Here is a 20,970-nt window from a genome sequence, read left to right as displayed (position 1 = left end):
CAATGTAGCATTTCGGATACTCTCAGGATCTGATTATTTTCCGTATTTAGCGGCAAACATCCTTAAAAAGCTGCGACGCTAATTCGGCTAGCACTCCTTCTTCTGGGTCTGTGTTGGCATAAGAACGCAAGCCATAGATGCCCATGACCAAGCTTTGTGCCCTTTGCATAGGTGAGCGCTCTCCATTTATTTCACCTTGCTCCAATGCTTGTTGAAAAACATTGGCAAACCCTTGCTGCCAGTCTCGGATACCCTCATTAATGAATTGTTCAACATCCGGAGCTTGTAGTGCTAACTCACTCAGAGCTTTTTGGGATAAACAGACTCTTTCCGCGCCCATTCCAGCACATTCCTGAACGGTACATTCTAAATAACGACGCACGCCATCTAGCACTGTTGGATTACCGGTAAAGTATTTTTGGAATAATTCCGCTTTATCTTTGTTGTACTGCTGAAGGGCAGCGAGAAGTAGACCTTGCTTATTATCAAATGCGCAGTAAATAGAACCGGGATGTAGCCCCGTTGCTTGCTTGAGATCTTGCATGCTGGTTTTGTTGTAGCCCTTGGTGATAAAAGCTTTGATTGCTGCCCTTAAGACCTGCTCCCGGTCAAATTCTGCTGTGCGCATGAGTGATCTCTTCGATAATTTTTCGACATTGTAATCAATCTCGAATTCTTGTTCAAAAAAATAGTTGAATGATTGTTCAAATATGTCTATTTTGAACATCCATTCAAGTTAGAGATGCAGAAAATGACCGATAAATTATTCCAGCCTTTCGTTCTTAATGAGAAAATTACCTTAAATAATCGTATCGCGATGGCACCGCTTACACGGTGTATGGCAGATGATAGTCTTGTGCCTACTCAGCAAATGGCTGACTACTACGCACGTCGTGCTGATGCTGGTTTAATTATTTCTGAAGCTGCAATCATTCGCCCTGATGGACAGGGTTATCCCAATACTCCCGGGCTTTTCACTCAAGAACAAATCGCCGGCTGGAGAAAAGTGACTGACGCTGTTCATAAAAATGGCGGTAAGATCTTTGCTCAGCTTTGGCATACAGGTCGGGTTGCTCATCCGCATTTCTGGAAAGGTGAATTTGCCTTGGGTGCTTCTGCTGAAAGGCTGGAAGGTACAGTGCCGCGTATGCGTGAGCTCAGCTATGTCACACCAAAGCCAGCCACAAAACAAGACATTGCACAACTGGTCAAAGACTACGCGCAGGCAGCAGAAAATGCCGTTGAAGCAGGCTTCGACGGTATCGAACTTCACGGTGCGAATGGGTATCTGCTCGACCAGTTTATGCATTACAACGTAAACACTCGTGAAGATGAGTACGGCGGCTCAGCCGAGAACATGACTCGTTTTCCACTCGAAGTCGTAGATGCTGTTGCAGATAGAATTGGTATGGAGCGGACCGCCTTGCGTATTTCTCCTGGGGCCTATTTTCTGTTAGAGGGTGACCCAAGGGACAGGCAAGTGTTTGAGTATTTGTTGAGTGAACTGCAAACGCGAGATCTTGCTTATCTTCATATTGGTTTGTTTGATGACACGATGGAGTTTGATTACTTAGACGGTAATGCAACGGACTTCGTTCGCCGCAATTACACGAAAACTCTTATGGGTGTGGGTGGTTATAGCGCAGAGACTGGCGAGGCCGCTATTTCGAATAACAGGTTTGATTTAGTGGCTATTGGTCGGCCATTCATCGCCAATCCTGATTACATTGAAAGAGTAAAATCCGGCCAGCCAGTTAAAGCTTACAGTGAAGAGATGTTAGCAGAACTCATTTAACTGACCGATACATTAAGAGACAATAACAGGACGATCTTTTCCTTATTACTCACTGGGTCTTGATAAACGTGGACCCAGTTTTCTATGTTCTATCCCTTCCTCCTCCTCATCTTGTCTTCCCCTTCTCAATTAGCCAGATCCTGACGAATTAGATGCTTGAAGCTTTTTTGACACCGTCCAACCAAATGTAATGTTATAACATTGCATTTGGTTGGACGGTTTGGTAATTGTTTATAAATTACTCTTTGGAGAAGCGGTAATCGCATCCTGTAAAAAGCTCGATTTATCAAAAGGGCTTAGCAGATTGGGTACCTAAATATTGAGAGTGACTAATATAAATCATCACATAAACAGACATAAAGATGGCCATACGGAAGCGGGGTGATCCGGCGCTGATGTTCTGCGGTGCATTACCAATCAGTCTGAGCGAAATGTCTAATACCTTGTTATTCAGAGATCGATGTTATTCAGAGATCAATGTTATTCAACGATCAATGTTCCTCAAGAGCACTTGTGGTGAACACGGAGATCAACGTTTGAGAAAGGAAATAGTATGAGTCAACCCACGCAAGTTCCTGTAACAGTATTGACTGGATTTCTCGGTGCTGGAAAAACAACGCTTCTTAACCGCATCCTGACAGAGCGCCATGGCCGCCGTTATGCAGTCATTGTCAACGAGTTTGGTGAAGAGGGCATTGATAACGACTTGGTTGTTGATGCTGATGAAGAAGTCTTTGAAATGAATAACGGATGTATTTGCTGCACAGTGCGTGGCGACTTGATTCGTATTCTCAGCGGTTTGATGAAGCGCGCGGACCAACTTGATGCGATTATCGTAGAAACAACAGGTCTTGCTGATCCTGCACCTGTTATTCAAACTTTCTTTGTCGACCAAGAAGTGGCAGACCGAACCAAGCTCGATGCCATTGTCACCGTCGCTGATGCCGTTCACTTAGAGGCGCAGTTATCTGAACATCATGAAGCCGAGGAGCAACTCGCATTCGCTGATGTTGTTCTGCTGAACAAGACAGATGTCGCCAAAGAAGAGAGCGTAAAAAACGCTGAAACCCACATCAAAAAAGTTAATCCTTATGCCAGAGTGATCAGAACAGCCCGTTGTGATGCGCCATTGGACGAAATTATCGGATTGAACGCATTCACGTTAGATCGTGTGCTGGAAGTAGAGCCCGATTTCTTGGAGTCAGATCATGCTCATGAGCATGACGATGATGTCACCAGCCTTTCTTTTTCTACAGAGACGCAACTTGATATCGAAAAGTTTCGGATTTGGTTCGGCCAACTTTTACAAACCCGAGGCCAGGATATTCTGAGGTCCAAAGGCATTCTTGATTTTGCGGGTCGCAATGACCGTTATGTCTTTCAAGGGGTCCACATGCTGATGGACGGTGCATCAATGGGGGAATGGCCGGAGGGGAAACCGCGAAATTCGCGGGTGGTATTCATTGGACGCAACTTGAATAGTATGGGATTGAAGGAAGGGTTTGAAGCATGCAAGGTACAGTAGACTCAGACATGTGGGCAGATGTTCCCATTCCACCTGAATTTGAGGAAACTGAGCTGGAGCGACGCGGAAAAAGCTTTGATATGGGTGCACCTGTTACGGGTGCCGTTGCTGTCGGCGATCGTGTCGCTGTAGGATTTGGTGATGGTAAGGTCCGCTTTTTTGAAGGAGACAAGCCGCCCGTTTCTGTTGGTGCTCACAAGGGGGTTATTCTCTGTCTGGTTGCAAACGGATCTGATGTGCTGACTGGCGGAGAGGATGGACGCTTCCTACGAGTATCACCTGACGGGACAGTGGAAGAGATCGCGAACTTTGGCAGTAAATGGGTCGACTGTGTGACGGCTGCAGAAGGACTATACGCCTGTTCTTCCGGTCGAACTGTGCATGTCTGGTCAGGAGGAAAGGCTGTCAAGTCACTGGAACATGAGAGTACAGTTGGTGGTCTTGCCGTTAATGTTGAGCAAAAATCCTTGGCCGTTTCGCATTACGGCGGTGTGACACTCTGGAACTATAAGGCAGATAAGTGGACATCATCAAAATTAGAGTGGAAAGGTTCGCATGGCGAGGTGAACTTTAGCCCGGACGGTAAATTTATCGTCACTGCCATGCAAGAAATGGCCGTTCATGTATGGCGCATGCTTGACCGGGGAGATCTCGAAATGTCTGGCTATCCAACCAAGGTGAAGAGTTTTGCCTGGGTTGGCGATAAACCGCACCTCGCGACGTCTGGTGCCAGCGAAGCTATATGTTGGCCATTTGATGGCGAGAACGGGCCGATGCGTCGTTCGCCAATCTGTGTTTCTCACCGTGGTGAAAAACGTGTCACTGTAGTTCAGGACTTACCCGGTGAAGAAGCGCTGTTTGTCGGGTTCCATGATGGAGCAGTGCTTCTGGCTGAACTGTTAGTCGACTCTGATGCACTTATACTCAGACGACCTAACGACGCTGAGGTCACTGCGATGGCGGTAACAGAATCACGCTCACATATATTTATTGGCGATGCCAGCGGTCAAGTACTGTGGTCATCATTATACGCCTGAGATGAGGGCTTAGGGGGCGTTCTTTTCATACGCTCCTCAATTTCTTCCCGGGAAGGAAAAGGTTTTAGTCCCGCATTTTTAACGCTTCGCTTGCTGAATGCAATTATGCTCCGAGTAGTAATCTTTCGCGGTATCAGAGCACCCAAAAATGGTTTAGCCCAACTGTAAGTGAATGTTCGCCCGATCCAAATGACCTACTCGTATCTCGATAGCGGGCTCTGTATCAGCCATTTTCTTCGTCTAGTGCCCCAGTTTGTGTGAAATCAGCTGTTGAAACAAGGTGTTGACCTAAAGGCCTTATCGCAATAATGCCTAGAAAAAAAGACGAGTGCAAACGATTACATTAGTGTGGGTTTCGTCGAAGCAACCTTCGCTTGCTGCCTCGGCACACCTGGTGAGATTTGTCCTAAATATGGCCTTCCTAACCTAAGCGGGGATATTTCTCACCAGGTACCCTGAACATTTAAATGCCCGTCAGCAGCGTTTAAACTTGGTATTCTTCTTTCACTCTCGCCAGTGAGTGATGTCAAATAGCTCAGACATTTTGACATGCATCATTGCCATGGTTTGCATCCCCTCAAATTGGCAGCATCACTAGCACGCAGGCGAAGGTGAAAGTTCTTCATTAAGCGTTGAGTGGGTTACTTGCCAGTTGACTTTGAGGAAGTCACAAAATGTCCGCATTACAGGGCTTTTTCTCAACTGAGGTTGAAACAGTAACCAGAGTTGCCATTCTGGTAGCGGTGACTGTGTGGGGAAACGTTGTAAAAGCGGGTCGCCACGAACAATGAATTCGGGGATAAGTCCTATTCCATTACCATTTGCAATTAACTGTGCCACGTTCAGGTAGCTGTCTGTTGACAACGTAGAGTGACAGCGTAACTTTTCTAGGCCTTGCCAGCGTTCAGAGGGAAGGGTTTGCTGGCCGTCATTCAGACCTACCCATGGCAGTAAATCCTGATGTGTGGCAGACGATGGGGCAGCTAATGCAAACGAAAAATGCTCGAGACAGATACCCACCAGACTGTCATCCGGGTGGTTTGTTGCTCTTATCGCGAGATCAACACCATTTGCCCCCATATTTGCCAGCCGGGCGGTGGCGTGAATGGTGAATTTGACGCTGGGATATTTGGCCTGAAAGTGCCTGATAAGCAGAGACAAACGGGGTAGCGAGATATCACAGCAACTAATTGACACAGAGCCGGATAAGGTAGTCTGTTTTTCTTTTAACCACTGCTGAATGTTCTCTACGCCGTCAGTCATCTCCTGCACCAGTGACTTCAACTGAATACCGTCACCTGTCAGTTTATAGCCATTTCTTGTTCTGCGGATCAGCATGGTATCAATGCTCTTTTCGAGCGCCAAAAGACGTCTTGATACTGTCGAGTTATCTACCCCAAGATGTCTTGACGCACTGTTGACAGAGTCTGTATTGGCAAAAGCATGGAACACTCTCAGGTCATTCCAGTTTAAATGGGCAAATTTCTTTGACGTCATCCTTATCTCCTTTTGCTTCAGACAATTATCCTGAGAAATTATTCGTTATCTGACAATCCTTCATTGGGAGGATGTAGCGCTCAATCGTCTGCGACTTTCGATAGATTGTGTGTCAGCGTTTTTGTTTTTGCCGTGGCGAGTTTCGTATTTTGCTGATGAATATCGGGGGGAGATGCAAAATTGCAGCTTTGATTGGCAAGTATTCAGACTGTTTTGGAGCGTGTTAGCAGGTACAGTTATTTCAGTTAAGCCACCGACGGGAGGACGGCGATGAAACTGTACGATCTGGAGTTATCGGGAAATTGTTACAAAGTCAGACTTTTCTGTGCGCTCAATAATATCCCACTCGACATTGTGCCAGTCGACTACTTGAACGGTGAGCACAAGCGTGAAGCGTTTCTTGGTTTAAATCCGCTTGGGCAGATCCCGGTGCTGGATGATCATGGACTGATCCTTCGAGACTCGCAGGCAATCCTTGTCTATCTGGCGATGAAGCATGCCTTGGAGGATTGGTGGCCTCAGGTCGCCTTTGAGCAGGCAAAGGTGATGCAATGGTTATCTTTTTCTGGCAATGAAATCGCGCGAGGGCCCAATGATGCCCGTCTGCATGATCTCTTTTCGGTCGATGTAGATGTGGAGAAAGCAAGAGGTAGTGCGGAAGAGGTACTTAACGTTCTGGATGCGGCGTTGGAACCAACCGGCTGGTTAGTTGGAAATGCGCCAACGTTAGCAGATATCGCGTGCTACCCATACATAGCACTGGCTCATCAGGGGGGCGTTTCCACGACTGAATTCAGCGCTGTGGTTGCTTGGTGCAGGCGGTTGGAAGTTCTCGACGGTTATATTGCCATGTCAGGTATTGAGCGAGCGTAGTGAAGAGGACTCAGATGATGAGTAAGCTATTCAAAGTGCTGTCCTATGAGCATGTTGGTATTCGTGTCAGTGATCGGTCAGAAGCACTGCGTTTTTATGCTGGTCTTGGAATGAATATAGAAACTGAGTTGCCAGAACATGATGCTGCTGAATTAATCAATGATTACAGTGTTACGCTTAACCTTATCTTCAATGCAGAGCCCAATCCATCCAGAACATTTAACGTTTTGCAAGACAGTCAGGTCAAGCTGCCCGGTATTACTCACGTTGCTTTCGTCGTTGACTCAATGAATCATTTCGTGATGTTTTGTCATGAATCGTCAATAACCATAACAGAGGGGCCAATGAAGATAGGACCGAACCGCATTGCCTGTTTTATCCGGGATCCGGATGGCAACGTGCTGGAATTTAACGAATATATAGAGCCAATAGTCAGTATATAAAACATCACCTTCAAACAGCTCGGTGTGTGAAATCAGCAATTAATACCGAAAACCAGGCTAGTTTGAAACGGGAAGCATTTGAAAGTGTGGCTCCGTTATTTAACGGGGCCACACTTTCTTCAGTACTTCAGTACTTCAGTATTGATAGTGATCAGTTCAAGCTGGCTTTGATCCAGACCATCCGGTGATCAGACGATACATCTTTGCCTGCACCGTACTTTCCTACCGTTTTATCATTCATCAGACCGCGACCTAGTTCACCAAGTGCTGGCCAGAAAACTCCAGAATTAGTAATAGTGAGAGTGTTTGATGGAATAACATGGTCAACCCGAAGGCCAAAAGTACTGGTTACCCGAGCTGGGTAAGGATTATCAGTACGACACTCTTTACCTTCATAGCACTGACTGCGCCTGAACTGGTGGGGACAAATTGCCCTGTAGTAGCCTGCTGGTTGACGGAGGGATGAGATAGCAGAGCACCGATAGTTTCCGTAAACCCGTCACCTGCATCTGGATCTGCATTTAAATCGCCCATGATAACGAAGTTTGCACCTTCGCTAAGTCCACCATTTTTACCGCTATCGTCATAGAAATAAGGCTTTCCGTCGATGTAGTCGTGCCAAAACTTTATTTCATCGCGGTTTCGCAGTTTGTTATTAATGGTGACGGTATCAAAAACAGGTGGGGTGGGATGAGACATTAAGAGATGAACTGCTTTGTCACCTTCGTTGGTGCTGATAATGACGGGCACATCAACATGGTTTTTAGATGACAGGCGCATTTGTTGCCACTCTTCATCGCTATACCAGTTATCGCCGCATTTCATGCCATCGGGGATTGAATAACGCTCGCTATCACAGTTTGTAATAGTCGGGATTTGTGCGCCTAGTAAATCTTTCCATTTAAATTGTTGGAAGGTGCGAATATTCTCGCGATCAATTTCGAACTGCGACAACACGGCAAAGGCATACTGTCCGTGATAAAAGCCGAAGCCCCACGCATCACCGGGGAGGGCGACTTTACCGTTATTGTCGAGATCATAGCCGCTGTTGAGTCCTGTATTAGTAGAAAAACTCTCACCAAATGGGTAGGCAAGCGGGGCTAGGCGTTCGCCGCCGAGCAGACCATCACTGAATTGACCAACAGACAGGTAGTTTTTTTGAAAATTACGCAGTGCCTGAGTATCGTCACCAGTACCATCATTATTAAACTCACTCATCATTAAAACATGAGGTCGAGTGGCTTGAATCGCAGCAGCGACATTTCTTATTTGTATGATTTTCTCCGCGCGTTGCTTGTTATCACCTGATAGCATGCCCTGCTGAAAAGCGAAAACGAGCTGATGTTGCTGTGAGGGACTTGTGGCAAGTTCATCTGTAAGCTGAGAAAAGGTACCTCGATCAAATGAAAGATTGTAGGCAGCAACGGTGAAGGCTGGCTGCACATTTTTATTCTTTGTTACAGTGGTTTGAGCGCATCCTGCCAGTAGCGTTGTGCTAATAAGCAGGCTGAGCAGATGTTTTTTTCCTTTCATGGTCATACCCATATTCACGTCGTTGATAGATCTCACTGACGATATAAAGTCTATTTTTATCAGTGATGACTTAACTTTTTCACCTTGCGAGTTTGTCGAGACAGATCATGCAAAAATAATGAACCAATGGGGTCATTCATCATATTAAATGCGATACAAATCATATTTTTGTTCGTTATGCGCTATCGGGTTTTCGCTATCATTTATCGATAATAGTGAATACATGTTAGGTAGAGATATTTTACTATCGAGTTGCTCTTTTTAAATAAACTTATAAATTTTTTATAACGATAAGTTGAATTTAATTATCATTAAAAATATATTTGCTCTTAGAAATGAAACGAGATGTTTATTCTTAATATAATAATCTTATAGCAGGTGTGTAAAAATTTCCCTGAGTATACTTTGTGAGGATAGCATGTCAGTAGAGTCAAAGAAAAAATTAGAAAATAATAATATTTCTCCTGATAGCACAAACAAAGGGAAAATGCTGGATAATAAATCATTTGTATTCGTTGATCCGGTGAATGATAAAGGTTCGTTGAAATACCGACCTGCAGTCGATCCGAGTGATAAAATACAATATCAAAGCAAGACTGTTGAGAGTAATGCCAAAGCAAATCCAGCCACCATAAACACTACGTCAAATACTATTAGTGATAGAAAAGAAGACAACAGATCTAAAGATGTTAAAACATCAGGTTTAGATATAGAAAAAAATAATCAAACGGGTAGTAATAAAGTATTTATCTCTACGACAAAAAAACAAGATGAAAATAGTAAAGGAGAGTTGAAGGATTTGAAAGGTGGGGAGTTGTCTAATTACTCCAATAAGAAAAAACAAAAAAACAATAGTGGTAATAAAAATCCAGATAATATCCATCAGATTAAAAGTGAAGGTGAAAAAAAACCCCTAAAACGAGCGGGTAGAAAACTACGTGAAAGTGATGAAAAGATTATGAGCAATATGAGTAATGCTAATAATCTTGAAAAGATGCAAAAGTCTACGATAGCGCGACATGTATATCGAGCACTGTTGAAAGGACTGGATGGAGGCACATCTAAAAAAGTTGGGTTCTACGAAAAATTGGAAGAAATGTTTCCCAAAGAAATGGAAGATGTCAAAGCGAGATTTTTGGACAGTAGTGAGTTTAAAATCGAGACACTTGAAAAAACGGCATTGGTGAGGAAAATTCTTGATGTATACAGAGACCCATCGACAGATAAATTTAATAATCTGTTCAAAGGTAAAGATGCGAAGAGAATGCTAGATAAACTTGAGGAAGATAAATTACGTTCAGAATACGGGCCACTAAATACTACTGATGTGGAGAGCAAATCTAAGCCACTTAGTGAAGAAAAAAAACATGACGAAGGAGAAAAGCAGGTAGCCTCGCGAGATACACCTGTAAAAACAAATGGAGATAAAAGTAAGGAAACGGACATTGACGGGGAGCAGAGTAAGCAGACTGGGCAGCCAGATGGTATTCCTGCTACCCAAGAAGGAGAGCCATCTGAGACATCAAAAGAAATAAAGCCAACAGGCAAAAATAAAGTGCCGCTGACAGAGGGTAAAGACAACATTATATTTGATGCTGATGGGCAAACCACTGAGCGAGAAACCCCTAAACCACGCATGCTTTCCGGTCGTTCTCTGTCCCCCCAGTCGCAACATCAAGCTGACAAAGCCGCAGTTGAAGCAGCCCATCAGTACCAATCAAGCGTCGACAGTGGTGAAGGGCTACCTACTGAAGAAGTATTTTATGCAGAAGCATCACTGGAAGCTGCAAAAAATGCAGTTGAACAATCTCAGGTTGAGGTACACATTGCGCAGGCAGATACTGAGTCAAAACATACCGGAACACCGGGGGTAGGAGATACGTCAACGCCAACAACTATTTACACAACTCCTCAAACAACGGAAAAACCAATCAAAGAATCAGCAGGGCAAACGGACGAATATCCGGATGATACCGGGCTCAACCCTCAGATAGTTACGCAAAGACATTCGCCCGTCTTTGATGCTCACTCTGCTGCACAGGCGAAGGAGGAGGCGATTGTACAAGAGGGAAATAGTATTGACAGAGACAGCGATGTTTCCGGCATACAAATTCACCATATAGAACAAGCTAAAAGTGAAGTACAGATTGAATTAGCCAACACACTAGAGGATCTTCATATTGAAGAATCTGGTGGAGCAGCAACTCGTCACCCGCATATTGAGTCTGGAAGGCCTTCAGATACTGTTGTTACGCATCCCGGTGCGGTCGAGCACAATCAAGCAAGTCCTGTGTATGTCGAACAAGGTTCGCTAAATCACGTTGTTGAAGATTCATCTTACTTCGGACCGGATACTACAGAGATTCCTCATCAAGAGAGTGAGCAACAAATACAGAACAGGGTAGACGTAGAGTCTGAAGTAAATGTTTTCCGTGAAAATGAACAGGTACTTCGCGTCGATACTTCTCATGCTGAAAGCCAGAACGATGCCGGACACGAGTCGTTACCTGAGAGTAATCTTAATGGTGAAATTGAATCATACTCTGCAGGTCCACAGACAATCGATGAGGCTTACAACAGAGAGGCTGAACTGAGAGAAAAGATTGAAAATACAAAGGATGATGATGAATTTAACCGACTCGTTTTGGATTTCGCAGAAGCACAAGGAAATACAGACGGGCTACTTCTTGCCCGTGAACGTGAGATAGAGCAAAAACAGAGCAAAATGCTGTCGGATGAAAACGCGTTAATAGAGAAAATAGAAAGAGAGAGAGCTCAATGGTCCGAAGAGTTACTTCGTGATCAGCAACGTCTTGAAGAAGAAATCAGACAAATGGAGGAAAATCAGGCTATTGAGGACTTACAACGCAGAAGAATGTTGGAACACGAGATTGCTACGAATGAAAAATTGATCGATGTGATGGATCAGGAAAAAGCGAAAGCGGAGAGAGAAGCATACATCCAGGAAACAAATGAAGTGGGGCAATCAAGACACGATTACCATACCAACCAGATCACTAGCAAAATAGCCAGTAATAAGCCTTAACGATAATACTATTTATAAAAATAGTTCCTGACGTTTTTCGTTGACAGAAAATGACTTCACTCATAACAGTGAACAAGTGAAAACGCACATTACCATTAATAATATTAAGGCTTTTAACAAATATTGGTGCTTCTAAAAAACATTAATGCTTCTAACATATATTACTGTCTTATTATTGTAAAAATTTATCGTTGTTATTGAAAAAATAAAGATAATGAGAAAAGAAGTGAGAATATTAAGCGATAGCCAACTAAAAATTAAAAAGTAGAGAAAAAATGTAAGTGCTGACACCTTTTTTTCTTTTTCCTTCATATAAAGTGGTTCTCCTACTTTGTTAAAAAGACGCGGAGACTTGAATGAACCACACTGACATCACTGACTTACTTCTTCCTCGAAGTGACTGGGCGAGTCCAGAGCTGTATCTGTATGAAGATGAATATCGGCTTAAACTCGATCTGGAGTGCGCTATTCAATTCAGTGGTATCAATAGCATTGGGGGATTGGTGCTTGGCTTTAGGTTAGTGCAGTACGCCGTTGAGCTCAGTGCGGGAAATGGACCACTGCAGCGAGATGGAATCAGTATTTATACCTCCTTTCCCGGAAGAGGAACGCAAGACGCATTTGAATATACATGCCGGGCAATAAGTGAAAAGCGCTATTGTTGTGACACTACGCTCCATCATCCAGCAGCACAATCAGGACAAAGAGGGCAGTTTCTGTTTACTGTGAGAGCTAATGAGCAGTCTATGGTGATGACTCCTGCCGATGGTATGCCACAGCGCAGCTATTTTGATGCAGACCGACAGTCAAAAGACAGTGCGGAGTCCGCGAAGCGTTGGCGTGATGAAAAGCTAATCTTTGCCAACAACTTATTGAGTTTACCACCCGAAAAATGCCTGCGTGTCTTGTAAATTTTCTAAACGAATAAATTAGGTCGTGTGATTTAATTCGAATCTCACGGCCTTTTTATATTCATATGTTACAGAATAAAGGCCAACAAGAAACTAACCATGCCTAGTGCGTAAACGAATGAATTGTTTCTTATTGATGACGAATTCGATAATTCTGTGACCAGACCTGTAATTTCTATTTTAATCACTTCAAAACCACTCGGTTAGTATGAGAATTGAACCGTGCGTCAATTCTAATCTAACAGACTGTTTAAAGGGTGATGAAAGCAATGGAAATAGAAGATAAATTGCGTCAGATGGGTTTGATATTACCAAATGCGTCACACCCAAAAGGGAGCTATACAAATTGTGTCCGCACCGGCAATTTGCTCTATATTTCTGGAAAGGGCCCCACGATGGATATCAATGGAGCACTCAAAGGGAAAGTGGGGCGTGATTTCAGTGTCGAGCAAGGCTATGAATTTGCTCGTGCCACAGGTCTCGATATTTTGGCAGCGGTAAAGCAAGAATTGGGTACACTTGAAATGGTCACCCGAGTGGTGAAACTTCAGGGTTTCATCAATGCAACTGAGGATTTTGAGCGTCATCCCGAAGTGCTTGATGGATGCTCAGATCTTATGGTCGAGGTATTTGGTACGAAGGGAATTCATGCCCGCTCTGTGCTGGGTGCCAACTCGCTGAGGGGCAACCTTCCTGTCATCATTGATTCGATTTTTGAGTGTGTAGAAATCTGACAGGCATAGGGGAGTCAACACGCACATAAGGATATTTGTTTGCAGTATTGGATAAGACGACGTTTGTTAGCGGTGGTTTATGTGCAAATCTGGCCACACAGACTTAGGGCAATACACTGCTCTACCGGAAAAGTGTTTGACGAGATGCCGCTGATTGCCTTGCGTGACGATGGTAAAAAGGGAAAAGTGATTGTCGCGCTGGGCGATAGTGCCCATACCCAAGACGCCGAGGCTCTGGATATTGTTAATCCATTTTCGCATCCAAGAACTATCATTGCTGAGCCATATGGAGCGGAAAAAGTCATTCGCCACTGCTTCAATACGCTGCGCAAGTACCGATTGTTTGTCTCTCCTTATGCTGTGGTCGTTCATCCTATGGAAAAAAATGAAGGCGGTCTGACCGAGGTCGAGAAAGCGGCGTTGGACGAGCTCTTCGTAAAATCTGGTGCCCGTGAAACCCTTATCTATGAGGGGGATGAGTTATCACCGGATACCCTTCATTACCCCTCTTTGTTTAAAGAGGTTAATAAAGATAAAGCATCAGATGTGGCGCAAGGAAGAAAAGTAGCGGGTACACTGGCAGCCTTGTTGGGTCTTTATGCCGTTGCTCTGGTCGCTTTTTTCTGGGTGGCGGGTTAGCCCATTTAAAGTCACTGCCACATCTATTCCCGGGTAATGTAGCGGGCTCACTCGTTTCTTGCCGTGATAATATTGAATGTGGCAAAGAACAATCTGGCTATCGCCATTGTCTCAGCAAAAGAATGTTAACTGACTTCCGCTTTGTCATCGAAAAGATGTACCTCACATTGTGAAAATGAGAGTTTTTTATCCTGCCTTTTACTTTTCTTGCTAACAAAGTGCACTGCCTCGAAGTGAAAATGGAGATGAGATTTTTGTCTCTTGCACTTTTTTGTGGGAGATTTTGCTTTAGGAGCAAAACCTATTCGTCTTTCAATGGAGTTCTTCCGGGGTGAGTCTGGTACTTATCTGAGTGTCAATATTCTCACTGCTATTGTCTACTTTTTCATGCTTCCCGTCATGAGCCTATTCTTGGTTCAGGGACTCGGTATTGAACCCGGGTATATTGGTGTCTACACAGTGGGAACAGCCACTGCTGCCATCATTGCGAGTTATATGATGGGAGGACTCGCTGACAGAGGTGTGTCGAAAAAAAAATTGATGATCACAGCGCTGATCGCGTTAGTCTGTGCAGCCCTCTCTTTTTCTGTGCTCACTGAATTTTGGCAAGCTGTACTTACCGGCATTATGTTGATGTCAGTAGGCTCATCTTCAATCACCTTGTTACTGACGATGATCCGTAGCTTTGCTGAGCGCTCAGAGCAGAATACCACTCAAGTCATGTCAAAAATGAGGTCTTCTGTTTCTTTGTTTATGGTGGTGGGCCCATCTCTTGCTTTTCTCTGTATTGATTATCTTGGCTTCCGCAGTAACTTCACCATTGCTGCTTTATTTGCGTGCTTGGCACTCTTTATCACCTGGCGTTATTTGCCTGAAGACAATCGGGCGGTGACTGCCCAATCTTCACAGGAAAAAAAGGGCCGTTTACCTCTGGTGATCTATTATCTCGGTGCCATCATTCTCCTTGCCAGTTTAGCGAGAATGTCTTACATGTCAGCCATGCCCCTTTATCTCACTGAGGATCTCGGTTTACCAACCACCTTACCGGGTATTTTCATTGGTATTGGTGCCGCGTTTGAAGTACCTATTATGCTCCTCGCTGGGTGGCTGGCACAGAGGGTTGGCAAAGTACGTCTCTTGATGCTTAGTTTTGTTTTTGGGCAGGCTTTTTTTATCTCTTTGCAGTTCGCAAACGAGGTATGGCAATTTGCCGCTATTCAATTATTCAACGGCGCATTTTTTGGCATCTTCGTCGGTCTTGCTGTCTCCTTGCTACAAGATCACGCTCCCAATCATGTCGGAAAATCATCAGCCATTTACTTCAGTGCCATGTCAGCGGGATCAATGCTGGGGAGTTCGGTGATGGGGATAGTGGCGCAATATTATGGATATAAAAATACTTTTTTTGTCTCCTTAACCACCGTTAGCCTTGCTCTGGTGATGTTGTCTATTTTCTATTTTTACAGCCAAAAGAATATTGTATTTAAAGCTGAATACACATGATAGAAGAGGGCTCAGTGGGACTGACGCCCAAATAAAAAGAATGATGATATGGAAATTAAAAGAATAACGAGGGCAGATACCGACAATTTTATTCGTCTATGGAAAGACGTTTATCATGAAGGTAAATACCTCAGCAACGATGTGCCACCCAAAGAGAGATTATTGAGAGCCATTGAGAGGGTTGAGAAGGAGCGTATCCCAAACTTTGTGATATATGAAAGGGATCAGTTGATCGCCAGTGTTGAGGTGTTTCCCGGCTCTATGTGCGGTATGAATGCTGAGGATGCCGATAAGACTGGTGTATTGGGTATTATGGTGAGTAAGAATTATAGAGGGCTGGGTATTGGCCGAACGCTAATCGAAACGGCGATAAAAGACTGCCATCGCTTTGGTTATCAGACCATCTCTCTCTTGGTGTATAAATCAAACGATACGGCTATTTCTTTATACGAATCGATTGGATTTAAATATGAAGAAGAGGGGCAGATTCATCATTTGCCAAGTGGAGATGTTGTCACTAGTCAAAAAATGGCATTACCCCTTCGAAAGCACTCAAGATTCATCGGACGCTTGATTGAATTCCTCAAAGGTTAACGACAAATCACCGACGGAGTAATTAATTTTAACAACAGTCATTTTATTGACATTTTTTAGTCATCATATCTACATACTATCCGGGAAATATTGCCTCCTCTGTATATAGTTCATACAAGGAAGTGAGACAAATGGCTGTTAATCATCACCGCACGTTACGAATGACATTCCTGGCTGTAGCATGCAGTGTCGCTGCGCAAGGCGCTATCGCAGACATAACCCAACCCGCTGGCTTTGAACGCATCAGCTCGTTCAGCACAGTCGCAAATTTACCCGCAGATAAAAGTCTGGATTCGGAGACGTCAGCTGAGATCATTGCAGCGACCGAAGAAGGTAATACGCTGGTGTATTCAGATGGCCCTCTCGGTGGACTGGGTATCATCAATATCACCAATCCAAAACAGCCAGTAGCAGACGGATTTATCGCGTTGCAGGGAGAGCCGACATCAGTAGATGTGCTGAACCACACCGTTATTTCGGCAGTCAACACGTCTGAAAGCTACACCCAGCCTTCCGGCATTATCGGCCAGTGGGATCTGAAAACACGCCAACAGTTAGCGGGGTGTGACCTCGGTGGACAGCCCGATTCTGTTGCCATTGCAAAAGATGCCAGTTTCGTGGCTGTTGCGATTGAAAACGAGCGCGATGAGGATCTGAACGATGGCGTATTGCCTCAGTATCCGGCAGGTCACCTTACGTTGGTCGGCCTACAAGATGGGATGCTGGACTGCAATGCGGTTCGAAAAATCTCGTTCAGTGGATTGGCAGAAATCGCTCCAACGGATCCAGAGCCAGAGTTTGTTGCCATCAATAACCTGAATGAAATCGTTGTTACTCTGCAAGAAAATAACCACATCGCTATCGTTGATGGCAATACGGGTAAAGTGCTTAATCACTTCTCAGCAGGTGCTGTCGCGCTAAACAATGTCGATGTTGAGGAAGAGGGTGCATTGACATTCGACGGTCAGCAGGAAAACAGAAAACGCGAACCAGATGCTGTCAAATGGCTTGATAATGATCGCTTTGTGACGGCGAATGAAGGTGACTACGAAGGCGGTTCACGCGGCTTCACCATCTTCAACAAAAAAGGCGAAGTGTTGTTTGAATCGGGTCTTGATTTTGAATACCGCGCAGCAATGGCGGGGCACTATCCAGAGAAGCGTTCTGGTAATAAGGGAATTGAGCCTGAAGGCCTTGAAATCGGTACCTTCAACGGTGAAACCTACATCTTTGTTCTCTCAGAGCGTGCGTCACTGGTCGGTGTTTACCGTGATACAGGTGGAGCGCCTGAGTTTGTTCAACTGCTACCATCCGGTATCTCGCCAGAATCAGCCGCCGCGATTCCGGGTCGTAACCTGCTGGCGACAGCCAATGAGAAAGATTTGATTGAAGACGGCGGTGCTCGTGCACACGTCATGCTGTTTGAGCAGACTGCAACGACAAACCAATATCCGCAGATTCAATCTGTTATGGTGAATGGCAAGCCAATTGGCTGGGGAGCGCTTTCCGGACTGGTGGCAGACCAAGATAACGCTAACCGCCTCTACGCCGTCAACGATAGCTTCTACAAAGGTCAGCCATCTATTTTCCTGATTGATGCAAGCTCAAAACCAGCAAAAATCACCAAACAGCTGGTGGTTAAGCGTGATGGTAAGCCTGCGAAAAAACTCGATCTTGAAGGTATCACTACTGACGGAAATGGCGGCTTCTGGTTGGCATCTGAGGGCCGCACCGATAAAGGTATTCCTCATGCGCTTTATCGCACCGATGCAGAGGGTAACATTACGCAGACGGTTAACTTCCCACCAGAATTACTCGCGGTTGAGAAACGTTATGGTGCTGAGGGGATCACCCGCGTCGGCGACAACTTATGGGTAGCGATTCAGCGCAGCTGGAAAGATGATCCAAAGGATACGGTTAAACTGGTGCGTTACAATATCAAAACCCGAGAGTGGAGTGCGGTTCGTTATCCCACAGAACCGACAACCAAAGGCTGGGTGGGTCTCTCTGAGATCACCGCTTATGGCGATGCACTGTATCTGATTGAGCGCGATAATCAGTTGGGGGCGGATGCAAGAGTTAAGCGTCTTACCCGAGTCAATTTGGCAGACGCGAAACCTGTCGCATTGACGGAGGAGCTTCCAGTTGTTACCAAGAAGACTGTGTATGATTTCATGACAGACCTTAAATCCACTAATGGTTATGTTACTGACAAAATCGAAGGCTTTGCTATCACGAAAGATGGGCGAGCATTCGCGGTGACTGATAACGACGGTGTGGATGACAGTGCTGGCGAAACCCTGTTTTTCGAACTGGGTGTGAATGGACAGTCGTTCAGCCTGGCAAAATAGCAATATAGACCATGTTAAAAAAGGCACCTTGGGTGCCTTTTTTAATTGGAAAACAACACGTTATTTTGCGATGCTTTTTTTCACTTTGTTAATAGAGAAAGTTGGATTCAGTAGGGCGATAAAAACACAGGCGATGATGCAACCCCCGGCGAATGCCAGTGTCACCGTCATTGCAGTGTGAGAACCTGACACACCAACAAAGTCGGCTACTGGCTCCTTATTCAATATACCCGTTACCCAAAAGCTGATGAAAAGCAGTTCAAACACTTTATTTGAGCGTGTGAAAGTAGCCAGCAGATAGGGCAGAAATACGCTGATCGTCAAAAAAGCTAACCAGTGAAGCAGAGCAGTTATCTCACCCGTGATCGCGAAACGGATTGTCACGCCAGCCAAACTGAGATTTATCAGGTAAAACATCGCTAATGGTCGTCGTAGACGTTGAATACCTGTTTGTCCGAGCGTCTTGAGAAGCTCTTTGATCTTTGACTGGTGGTCAAGGGTGTGGAGTGGAGCCAGCATGAGAACGGGCAGTGTCACGGCAACGGCCAGTATGACACTTTTCACTGCCGACAGGGGTAAAACGAGAGAGAGCGCAGAAACACCGAGTGCGACAATCAAAAGCTTTGCGCTCAGTGTATGTTCAATCAAACGTACCTCTGCACAAAAACGATGTGTAAAAACATGTTCTGCCAGCTGCGAGGGAAGATGCGAGCGAGCAACTAACCATGTTATCAGCCCATGACGCTTTGAAGATTCACTAACAGTTGGTTGCCTGTCATGCCGCTTATTATGCGCCCCCGGAATGGCTTTTTTGGCCCGAGTGAGGCATATCATCAGCAGTAAAAGCGTCGTCAACAGGTGGTAAACAGCGGGAAGCCAGCTCTCCAAGGATAAGTTTAGACCCTGCCAGTTTACTATTTGTTGGGCGTTCTCTAGGGGGGTAAAGCCAATGGAGATCGAGCCGGTTCCTGTCATACCAAGATGAGCAAAATCACTTTCCATGCCCGATGTCACTAAAGTATGGGCTGAAAACCCCAACAGCCCTGCTGATGTAATGACAGACCAGGACAGAAAGTAGAGCCAGTTTTTGGCTGTCGATCCCGGTTTTTGCCACATATCGAACAATAAAATGAAGGCGCTGGTCAGCAGTATCGAGGGCAAGACAAGCAGGAAAAACGGTACGGCATAGTCTGCAAACATTATCGCTGATTCAGGACTGAGGAAACACTGTAATATGCCTGCAGTGACCATAGACGTAATAGCGAGGAGCGATAATAAGATTACGTGCCCCGTCCATCTAACCAGTAAATACCGACGCGGCGACTGGCCTGTGGTATGGATAAGCTCCAGCATCTTGCTTTGACGATCCCTGTCAACTGAGCCGTTTAGCCAGTAATAACCAAAGATGGAAAGCAGATAAGAGCCAACCAATGCCAACGATGTCCCCATCCAGGCAGAATTATACGTTCCCCTATAGTCGTTGATATCAATGACACGATAGCCAGCTTTCTCGCCCGGAAATAAAAAACAGGTCAATGTGACGGTAAGTAAAATGGCAATCCAGACTGAATGTGCGTGGAGACGTTGTTTTACATCCAGCATTGTTACACGCCACATAACACCTCCTCCTTTTCATGTGTCTCATTGGTCTGCGTCAAGAAATGGGAGATGATATCGTCTACGGCGAGAGGTGCCTTGGTCTGACTCTGACTGGCCTCGGCTTTAAGTGCATCAAGGTCACCTGTTTTGATAACTTTTCCCTGTGCGAGAAAAACGAGGCGATCGGCGAGTGCTTCCATGTCATCACTAAGGTGGCTGACGATAATGACAGTGGTCGTTTTGCTGATGTCTTTGATAAAAGAATAAAATGAGAGCCTCTCATTGTGGTCGAGTGCCACAGTGGGCTCATCCAGCAACAGGATGTTAGGGTTTCCCAATAATGCCTGAACAATACCGACCCGCTGCCTCATTCCTCCTGAGCAATCAGACATCAGGCGATCTTTAACCGAGCTTAGATTGACTTTATTCAGCCACTGGGAAATTTGACCCTCAGCAACATGCCTCCTTATACCTTTCATTGCTGCAATGTAATGCAAAAATTCAGTCACAGAGAGATGCTCGAAACAAGGACTATGCTGAAAAACAATACCAAGCTGTTGGTAAAGCGTCTGAGGTTTTCCGATAACGCTTTTTCCGTTGATCAGTATGTCCCCCTCAGACAGGGGGTCGAGTAAGGCGATAGCTCTCAGTAAGCTGGATTTTCCAGCACCATTGGCACCAACAAGACCTGTGACACCCGGGTTAAATTCGATAGACACCGTCGACAGAATATCTGTGCCATCTACTCGTCTTGATGCATTTTTTACAGTCAGCTTCGTCACCGAGTTTTCCTCGTATCTATCTAATTAAAATTGCATTTTTGAATACAGGAATATATTGAAGCTTTACGCTTTCGTCATGTGCGTACAAGGAGGGTGGTTAGCAAATGC

Annotated in this window: 17 protein-coding genes and 1 pseudogene; 13 read left to right on the top strand and 5 right to left on the bottom strand. The window is 45.0% G+C overall.

The genetic code is table 11. From position 1 onward, the window contains the following. Window positions 1-46: 46 nt before the first annotated feature. The gene (locus A8L45_RS00440; protein WP_068898479.1) at window positions 47-628 is read right to left on the bottom strand and encodes a TetR/AcrR family transcriptional regulator; all 582 of its coding nucleotides are present in this window, start codon (window positions 626-628) and stop codon (window positions 47-49) included. Window positions 629-751: 123 nt separating this feature from the next. On the opposite strand from A8L45_RS00440, the gene A8L45_RS00435 reads away from it, so the two are divergent. The 4 genes from A8L45_RS00435 to A8L45_RS00425 all read left to right on the top strand — a co-directional run bounded on the left by A8L45_RS00435 (window position 752) and on the right by A8L45_RS00425 (window position 4,357). Next, on the top strand, window positions 752-1,795 hold the full coding sequence (locus A8L45_RS00435; protein ID WP_068898073.1) for an alkene reductase: 1,044 nt from the start codon (window positions 752-754) through the stop codon (window positions 1,793-1,795). 362 nt (window positions 1,796-2,157) lie between these two features. Further along, on the top strand, window positions 2,158-2,352 hold the full coding sequence (locus tag A8L45_RS24320; RefSeq protein WP_175401863.1) for a hypothetical protein: 195 nt from the start codon (window positions 2,158-2,160) through the stop codon (window positions 2,350-2,352). After that, the gene (locus A8L45_RS00430; RefSeq protein ID WP_068898072.1) at window positions 2,349-3,320 is read left to right on the top strand and encodes a CobW family GTP-binding protein; all 972 of its coding nucleotides are present in this window, start codon (window positions 2,349-2,351) and stop codon (window positions 3,318-3,320) included. The genes A8L45_RS24320 and A8L45_RS00430 overlap by 4 nt, the downstream gene beginning before the upstream one ends. Next, complete coding sequence (locus tag A8L45_RS00425; RefSeq protein WP_068898070.1) at window positions 3,305-4,357, top strand: WD40 repeat domain-containing protein; 1,053 nt, start codon at window positions 3,305-3,307, stop codon at window positions 4,355-4,357. The genes A8L45_RS00430 and A8L45_RS00425 overlap by 16 nt, the downstream gene beginning before the upstream one ends. A 594-nt stretch (window positions 4,358-4,951) precedes the next feature. On the opposite strand, the gene A8L45_RS00420 is transcribed toward A8L45_RS00425, so the two are convergent. Continuing rightward, the gene (locus A8L45_RS00420; RefSeq protein ID WP_068898068.1) at window positions 4,952-5,854 is read right to left on the bottom strand and encodes a LysR family transcriptional regulator; all 903 of its coding nucleotides are present in this window, start codon (window positions 5,852-5,854) and stop codon (window positions 4,952-4,954) included. Between the two features lie 270 nt (window positions 5,855-6,124). Between A8L45_RS00420 and A8L45_RS00415 the strand changes: the two genes are divergently transcribed. Further along, window positions 6,125-6,727, top strand: a complete 603-nt coding sequence (locus A8L45_RS00415) for a glutathione S-transferase family protein (protein ID WP_068898066.1) — start codon at window positions 6,125-6,127, stop codon at window positions 6,725-6,727. Window positions 6,728-6,741: 14 nt separating this feature from the next. Further along, complete coding sequence (locus A8L45_RS00410; RefSeq protein ID WP_245680610.1) at window positions 6,742-7,170, top strand: VOC family protein; 429 nt, start codon at window positions 6,742-6,744, stop codon at window positions 7,168-7,170. 151 nt (window positions 7,171-7,321) lie between these two features. Here the strand turns inward: A8L45_RS00410 and A8L45_RS00405 are convergent. Then, window positions 7,322-8,703, bottom strand: a pseudogene (locus tag A8L45_RS00405) (endonuclease/exonuclease/phosphatase family protein). 418 nt (window positions 8,704-9,121) lie between these two features. Here A8L45_RS00405 and A8L45_RS00400 point away from each other — a divergent pair. From A8L45_RS00400 to A8L45_RS00365, 7 genes are all read left to right on the top strand, one after another. After that, window positions 9,122-11,749, top strand: coding sequence for a hypothetical protein (locus A8L45_RS00400; protein ID WP_068898063.1), 2,628 nt, complete (start codon window positions 9,122-9,124; stop codon window positions 11,747-11,749). 356 nt (window positions 11,750-12,105) lie between these two features. Continuing rightward, window positions 12,106-12,660 (top strand): hypothetical protein, encoded by a 555-nt coding sequence (locus A8L45_RS00390; RefSeq protein ID WP_068898059.1) that lies wholly within the window; start codon window positions 12,106-12,108, stop codon window positions 12,658-12,660. Window positions 12,661-12,920: 260 nt separating this feature from the next. Continuing rightward, entirely contained in the window at window positions 12,921-13,394 is a 474-nt protein-coding gene (locus tag A8L45_RS00385) for a RidA family protein (RefSeq protein ID WP_349266986.1), read from the top strand. Between the two features lie 39 nt (window positions 13,395-13,433). Further along, the gene (locus tag A8L45_RS00380; RefSeq protein WP_139122263.1) at window positions 13,434-14,033 is read left to right on the top strand and encodes a rod shape-determining protein; all 600 of its coding nucleotides are present in this window, start codon (window positions 13,434-13,436) and stop codon (window positions 14,031-14,033) included. Window positions 14,034-14,306: 273 nt separating this feature from the next. After that, window positions 14,307-15,536 carry a sugar efflux transporter gene (locus tag A8L45_RS00375; protein WP_139122262.1) on the top strand — a complete coding sequence of 410 codons (1,230 nt, stop codon included), beginning with the start codon at window positions 14,307-14,309 and terminating at the stop codon, window positions 15,534-15,536. 48 nt (window positions 15,537-15,584) lie between these two features. Further along, window positions 15,585-16,130, top strand: a complete 546-nt coding sequence (locus A8L45_RS00370; RefSeq protein ID WP_068898052.1) for a GNAT family N-acetyltransferase — start codon at window positions 15,585-15,587, stop codon at window positions 16,128-16,130. Between the two features lie 131 nt (window positions 16,131-16,261). Then, window positions 16,262-18,481 carry an esterase-like activity of phytase family protein gene (locus tag A8L45_RS00365; RefSeq protein ID WP_068898050.1) on the top strand — a complete coding sequence of 740 codons (2,220 nt, stop codon included), beginning with the start codon at window positions 16,262-16,264 and terminating at the stop codon, window positions 18,479-18,481. Between the two features lie 60 nt (window positions 18,482-18,541). On the opposite strand, the gene A8L45_RS00360 is transcribed toward A8L45_RS00365, so the two are convergent. Together A8L45_RS00360 and A8L45_RS00355 are read right to left on the bottom strand one after the other, a co-directional pair. Continuing rightward, window positions 18,542-20,098, bottom strand: a complete 1,557-nt coding sequence (locus tag A8L45_RS00360; RefSeq protein ID WP_068898048.1) for a hypothetical protein — start codon at window positions 20,096-20,098, stop codon at window positions 18,542-18,544. Further along, the gene (locus A8L45_RS00355; protein ID WP_068898046.1) at window positions 20,086-20,862 is read right to left on the bottom strand and encodes an ABC transporter ATP-binding protein; all 777 of its coding nucleotides are present in this window, start codon (window positions 20,860-20,862) and stop codon (window positions 20,086-20,088) included. Before A8L45_RS00355 ends, A8L45_RS00360 begins: the two co-directional genes overlap by 13 nt. Between the last annotated feature and the right edge of the window lie 108 nt (window positions 20,863-20,970).

Source organism: Veronia pacifica (assembly GCF_001707825.1).
Lineage (GTDB): Bacteria > Pseudomonadota > Gammaproteobacteria > Enterobacterales > Vibrionaceae > Veronia > Veronia pacifica.
The sequence above is the reverse complement of the archived record's forward strand: the minus strand, read 5'-3'. Positions and strand labels throughout refer to the sequence as shown.

Bases quoted from the DNA above. Each gene is read 5' to 3' on its own strand.
- A8L45_RS00440 (WP_068898479.1), bottom strand. From the start codon at position 628: ATGCGCACAGCAGAATTTGACCGGGAGCAGGTCTTAAGGGCAGCAATC.
- A8L45_RS00435 (WP_068898073.1), top strand. From the start codon at position 752: ATGACCGATAAATTATTCCAGCCTTTCGTTCTTAATGAGAAAATTACC.
- A8L45_RS24320 (WP_175401863.1), top strand. From the start codon at position 2,158: ATGGCCATACGGAAGCGGGGTGATCCGGCGCTGATGTTCTGCGGTGCA.
- A8L45_RS00430 (WP_068898072.1), top strand. From the start codon at position 2,349: ATGAGTCAACCCACGCAAGTTCCTGTAACAGTATTGACTGGATTTCTC.
- A8L45_RS00425 (WP_068898070.1), top strand. From the start codon at position 3,305: ATGCAAGGTACAGTAGACTCAGACATGTGGGCAGATGTTCCCATTCCA.
- A8L45_RS00420 (WP_068898068.1), bottom strand. From the start codon at position 5,854: ATGACGTCAAAGAAATTTGCCCATTTAAACTGGAATGACCTGAGAGTG.
- A8L45_RS00415 (WP_068898066.1), top strand. From the start codon at position 6,125: ATGAAACTGTACGATCTGGAGTTATCGGGAAATTGTTACAAAGTCAGA.
- A8L45_RS00410 (WP_245680610.1), top strand. From the start codon at position 6,742: ATGATGAGTAAGCTATTCAAAGTGCTGTCCTATGAGCATGTTGGTATT.
- A8L45_RS00400 (WP_068898063.1), top strand. From the start codon at position 9,122: ATGTCAGTAGAGTCAAAGAAAAAATTAGAAAATAATAATATTTCTCCT.
- A8L45_RS00390 (WP_068898059.1), top strand. From the start codon at position 12,106: ATGAACCACACTGACATCACTGACTTACTTCTTCCTCGAAGTGACTGG.
- A8L45_RS00385 (WP_349266986.1), top strand. From the start codon at position 12,921: ATGAAAGCAATGGAAATAGAAGATAAATTGCGTCAGATGGGTTTGATA.
- A8L45_RS00370 (WP_068898052.1), top strand. From the start codon at position 15,585: ATGGAAATTAAAAGAATAACGAGGGCAGATACCGACAATTTTATTCGT.
- A8L45_RS00365 (WP_068898050.1), top strand. From the start codon at position 16,262: ATGGCTGTTAATCATCACCGCACGTTACGAATGACATTCCTGGCTGTA.
- A8L45_RS00360 (WP_068898048.1), bottom strand. From the start codon at position 20,098: ATGTGGCGTGTAACAATGCTGGATGTAAAACAACGTCTCCACGCACAT.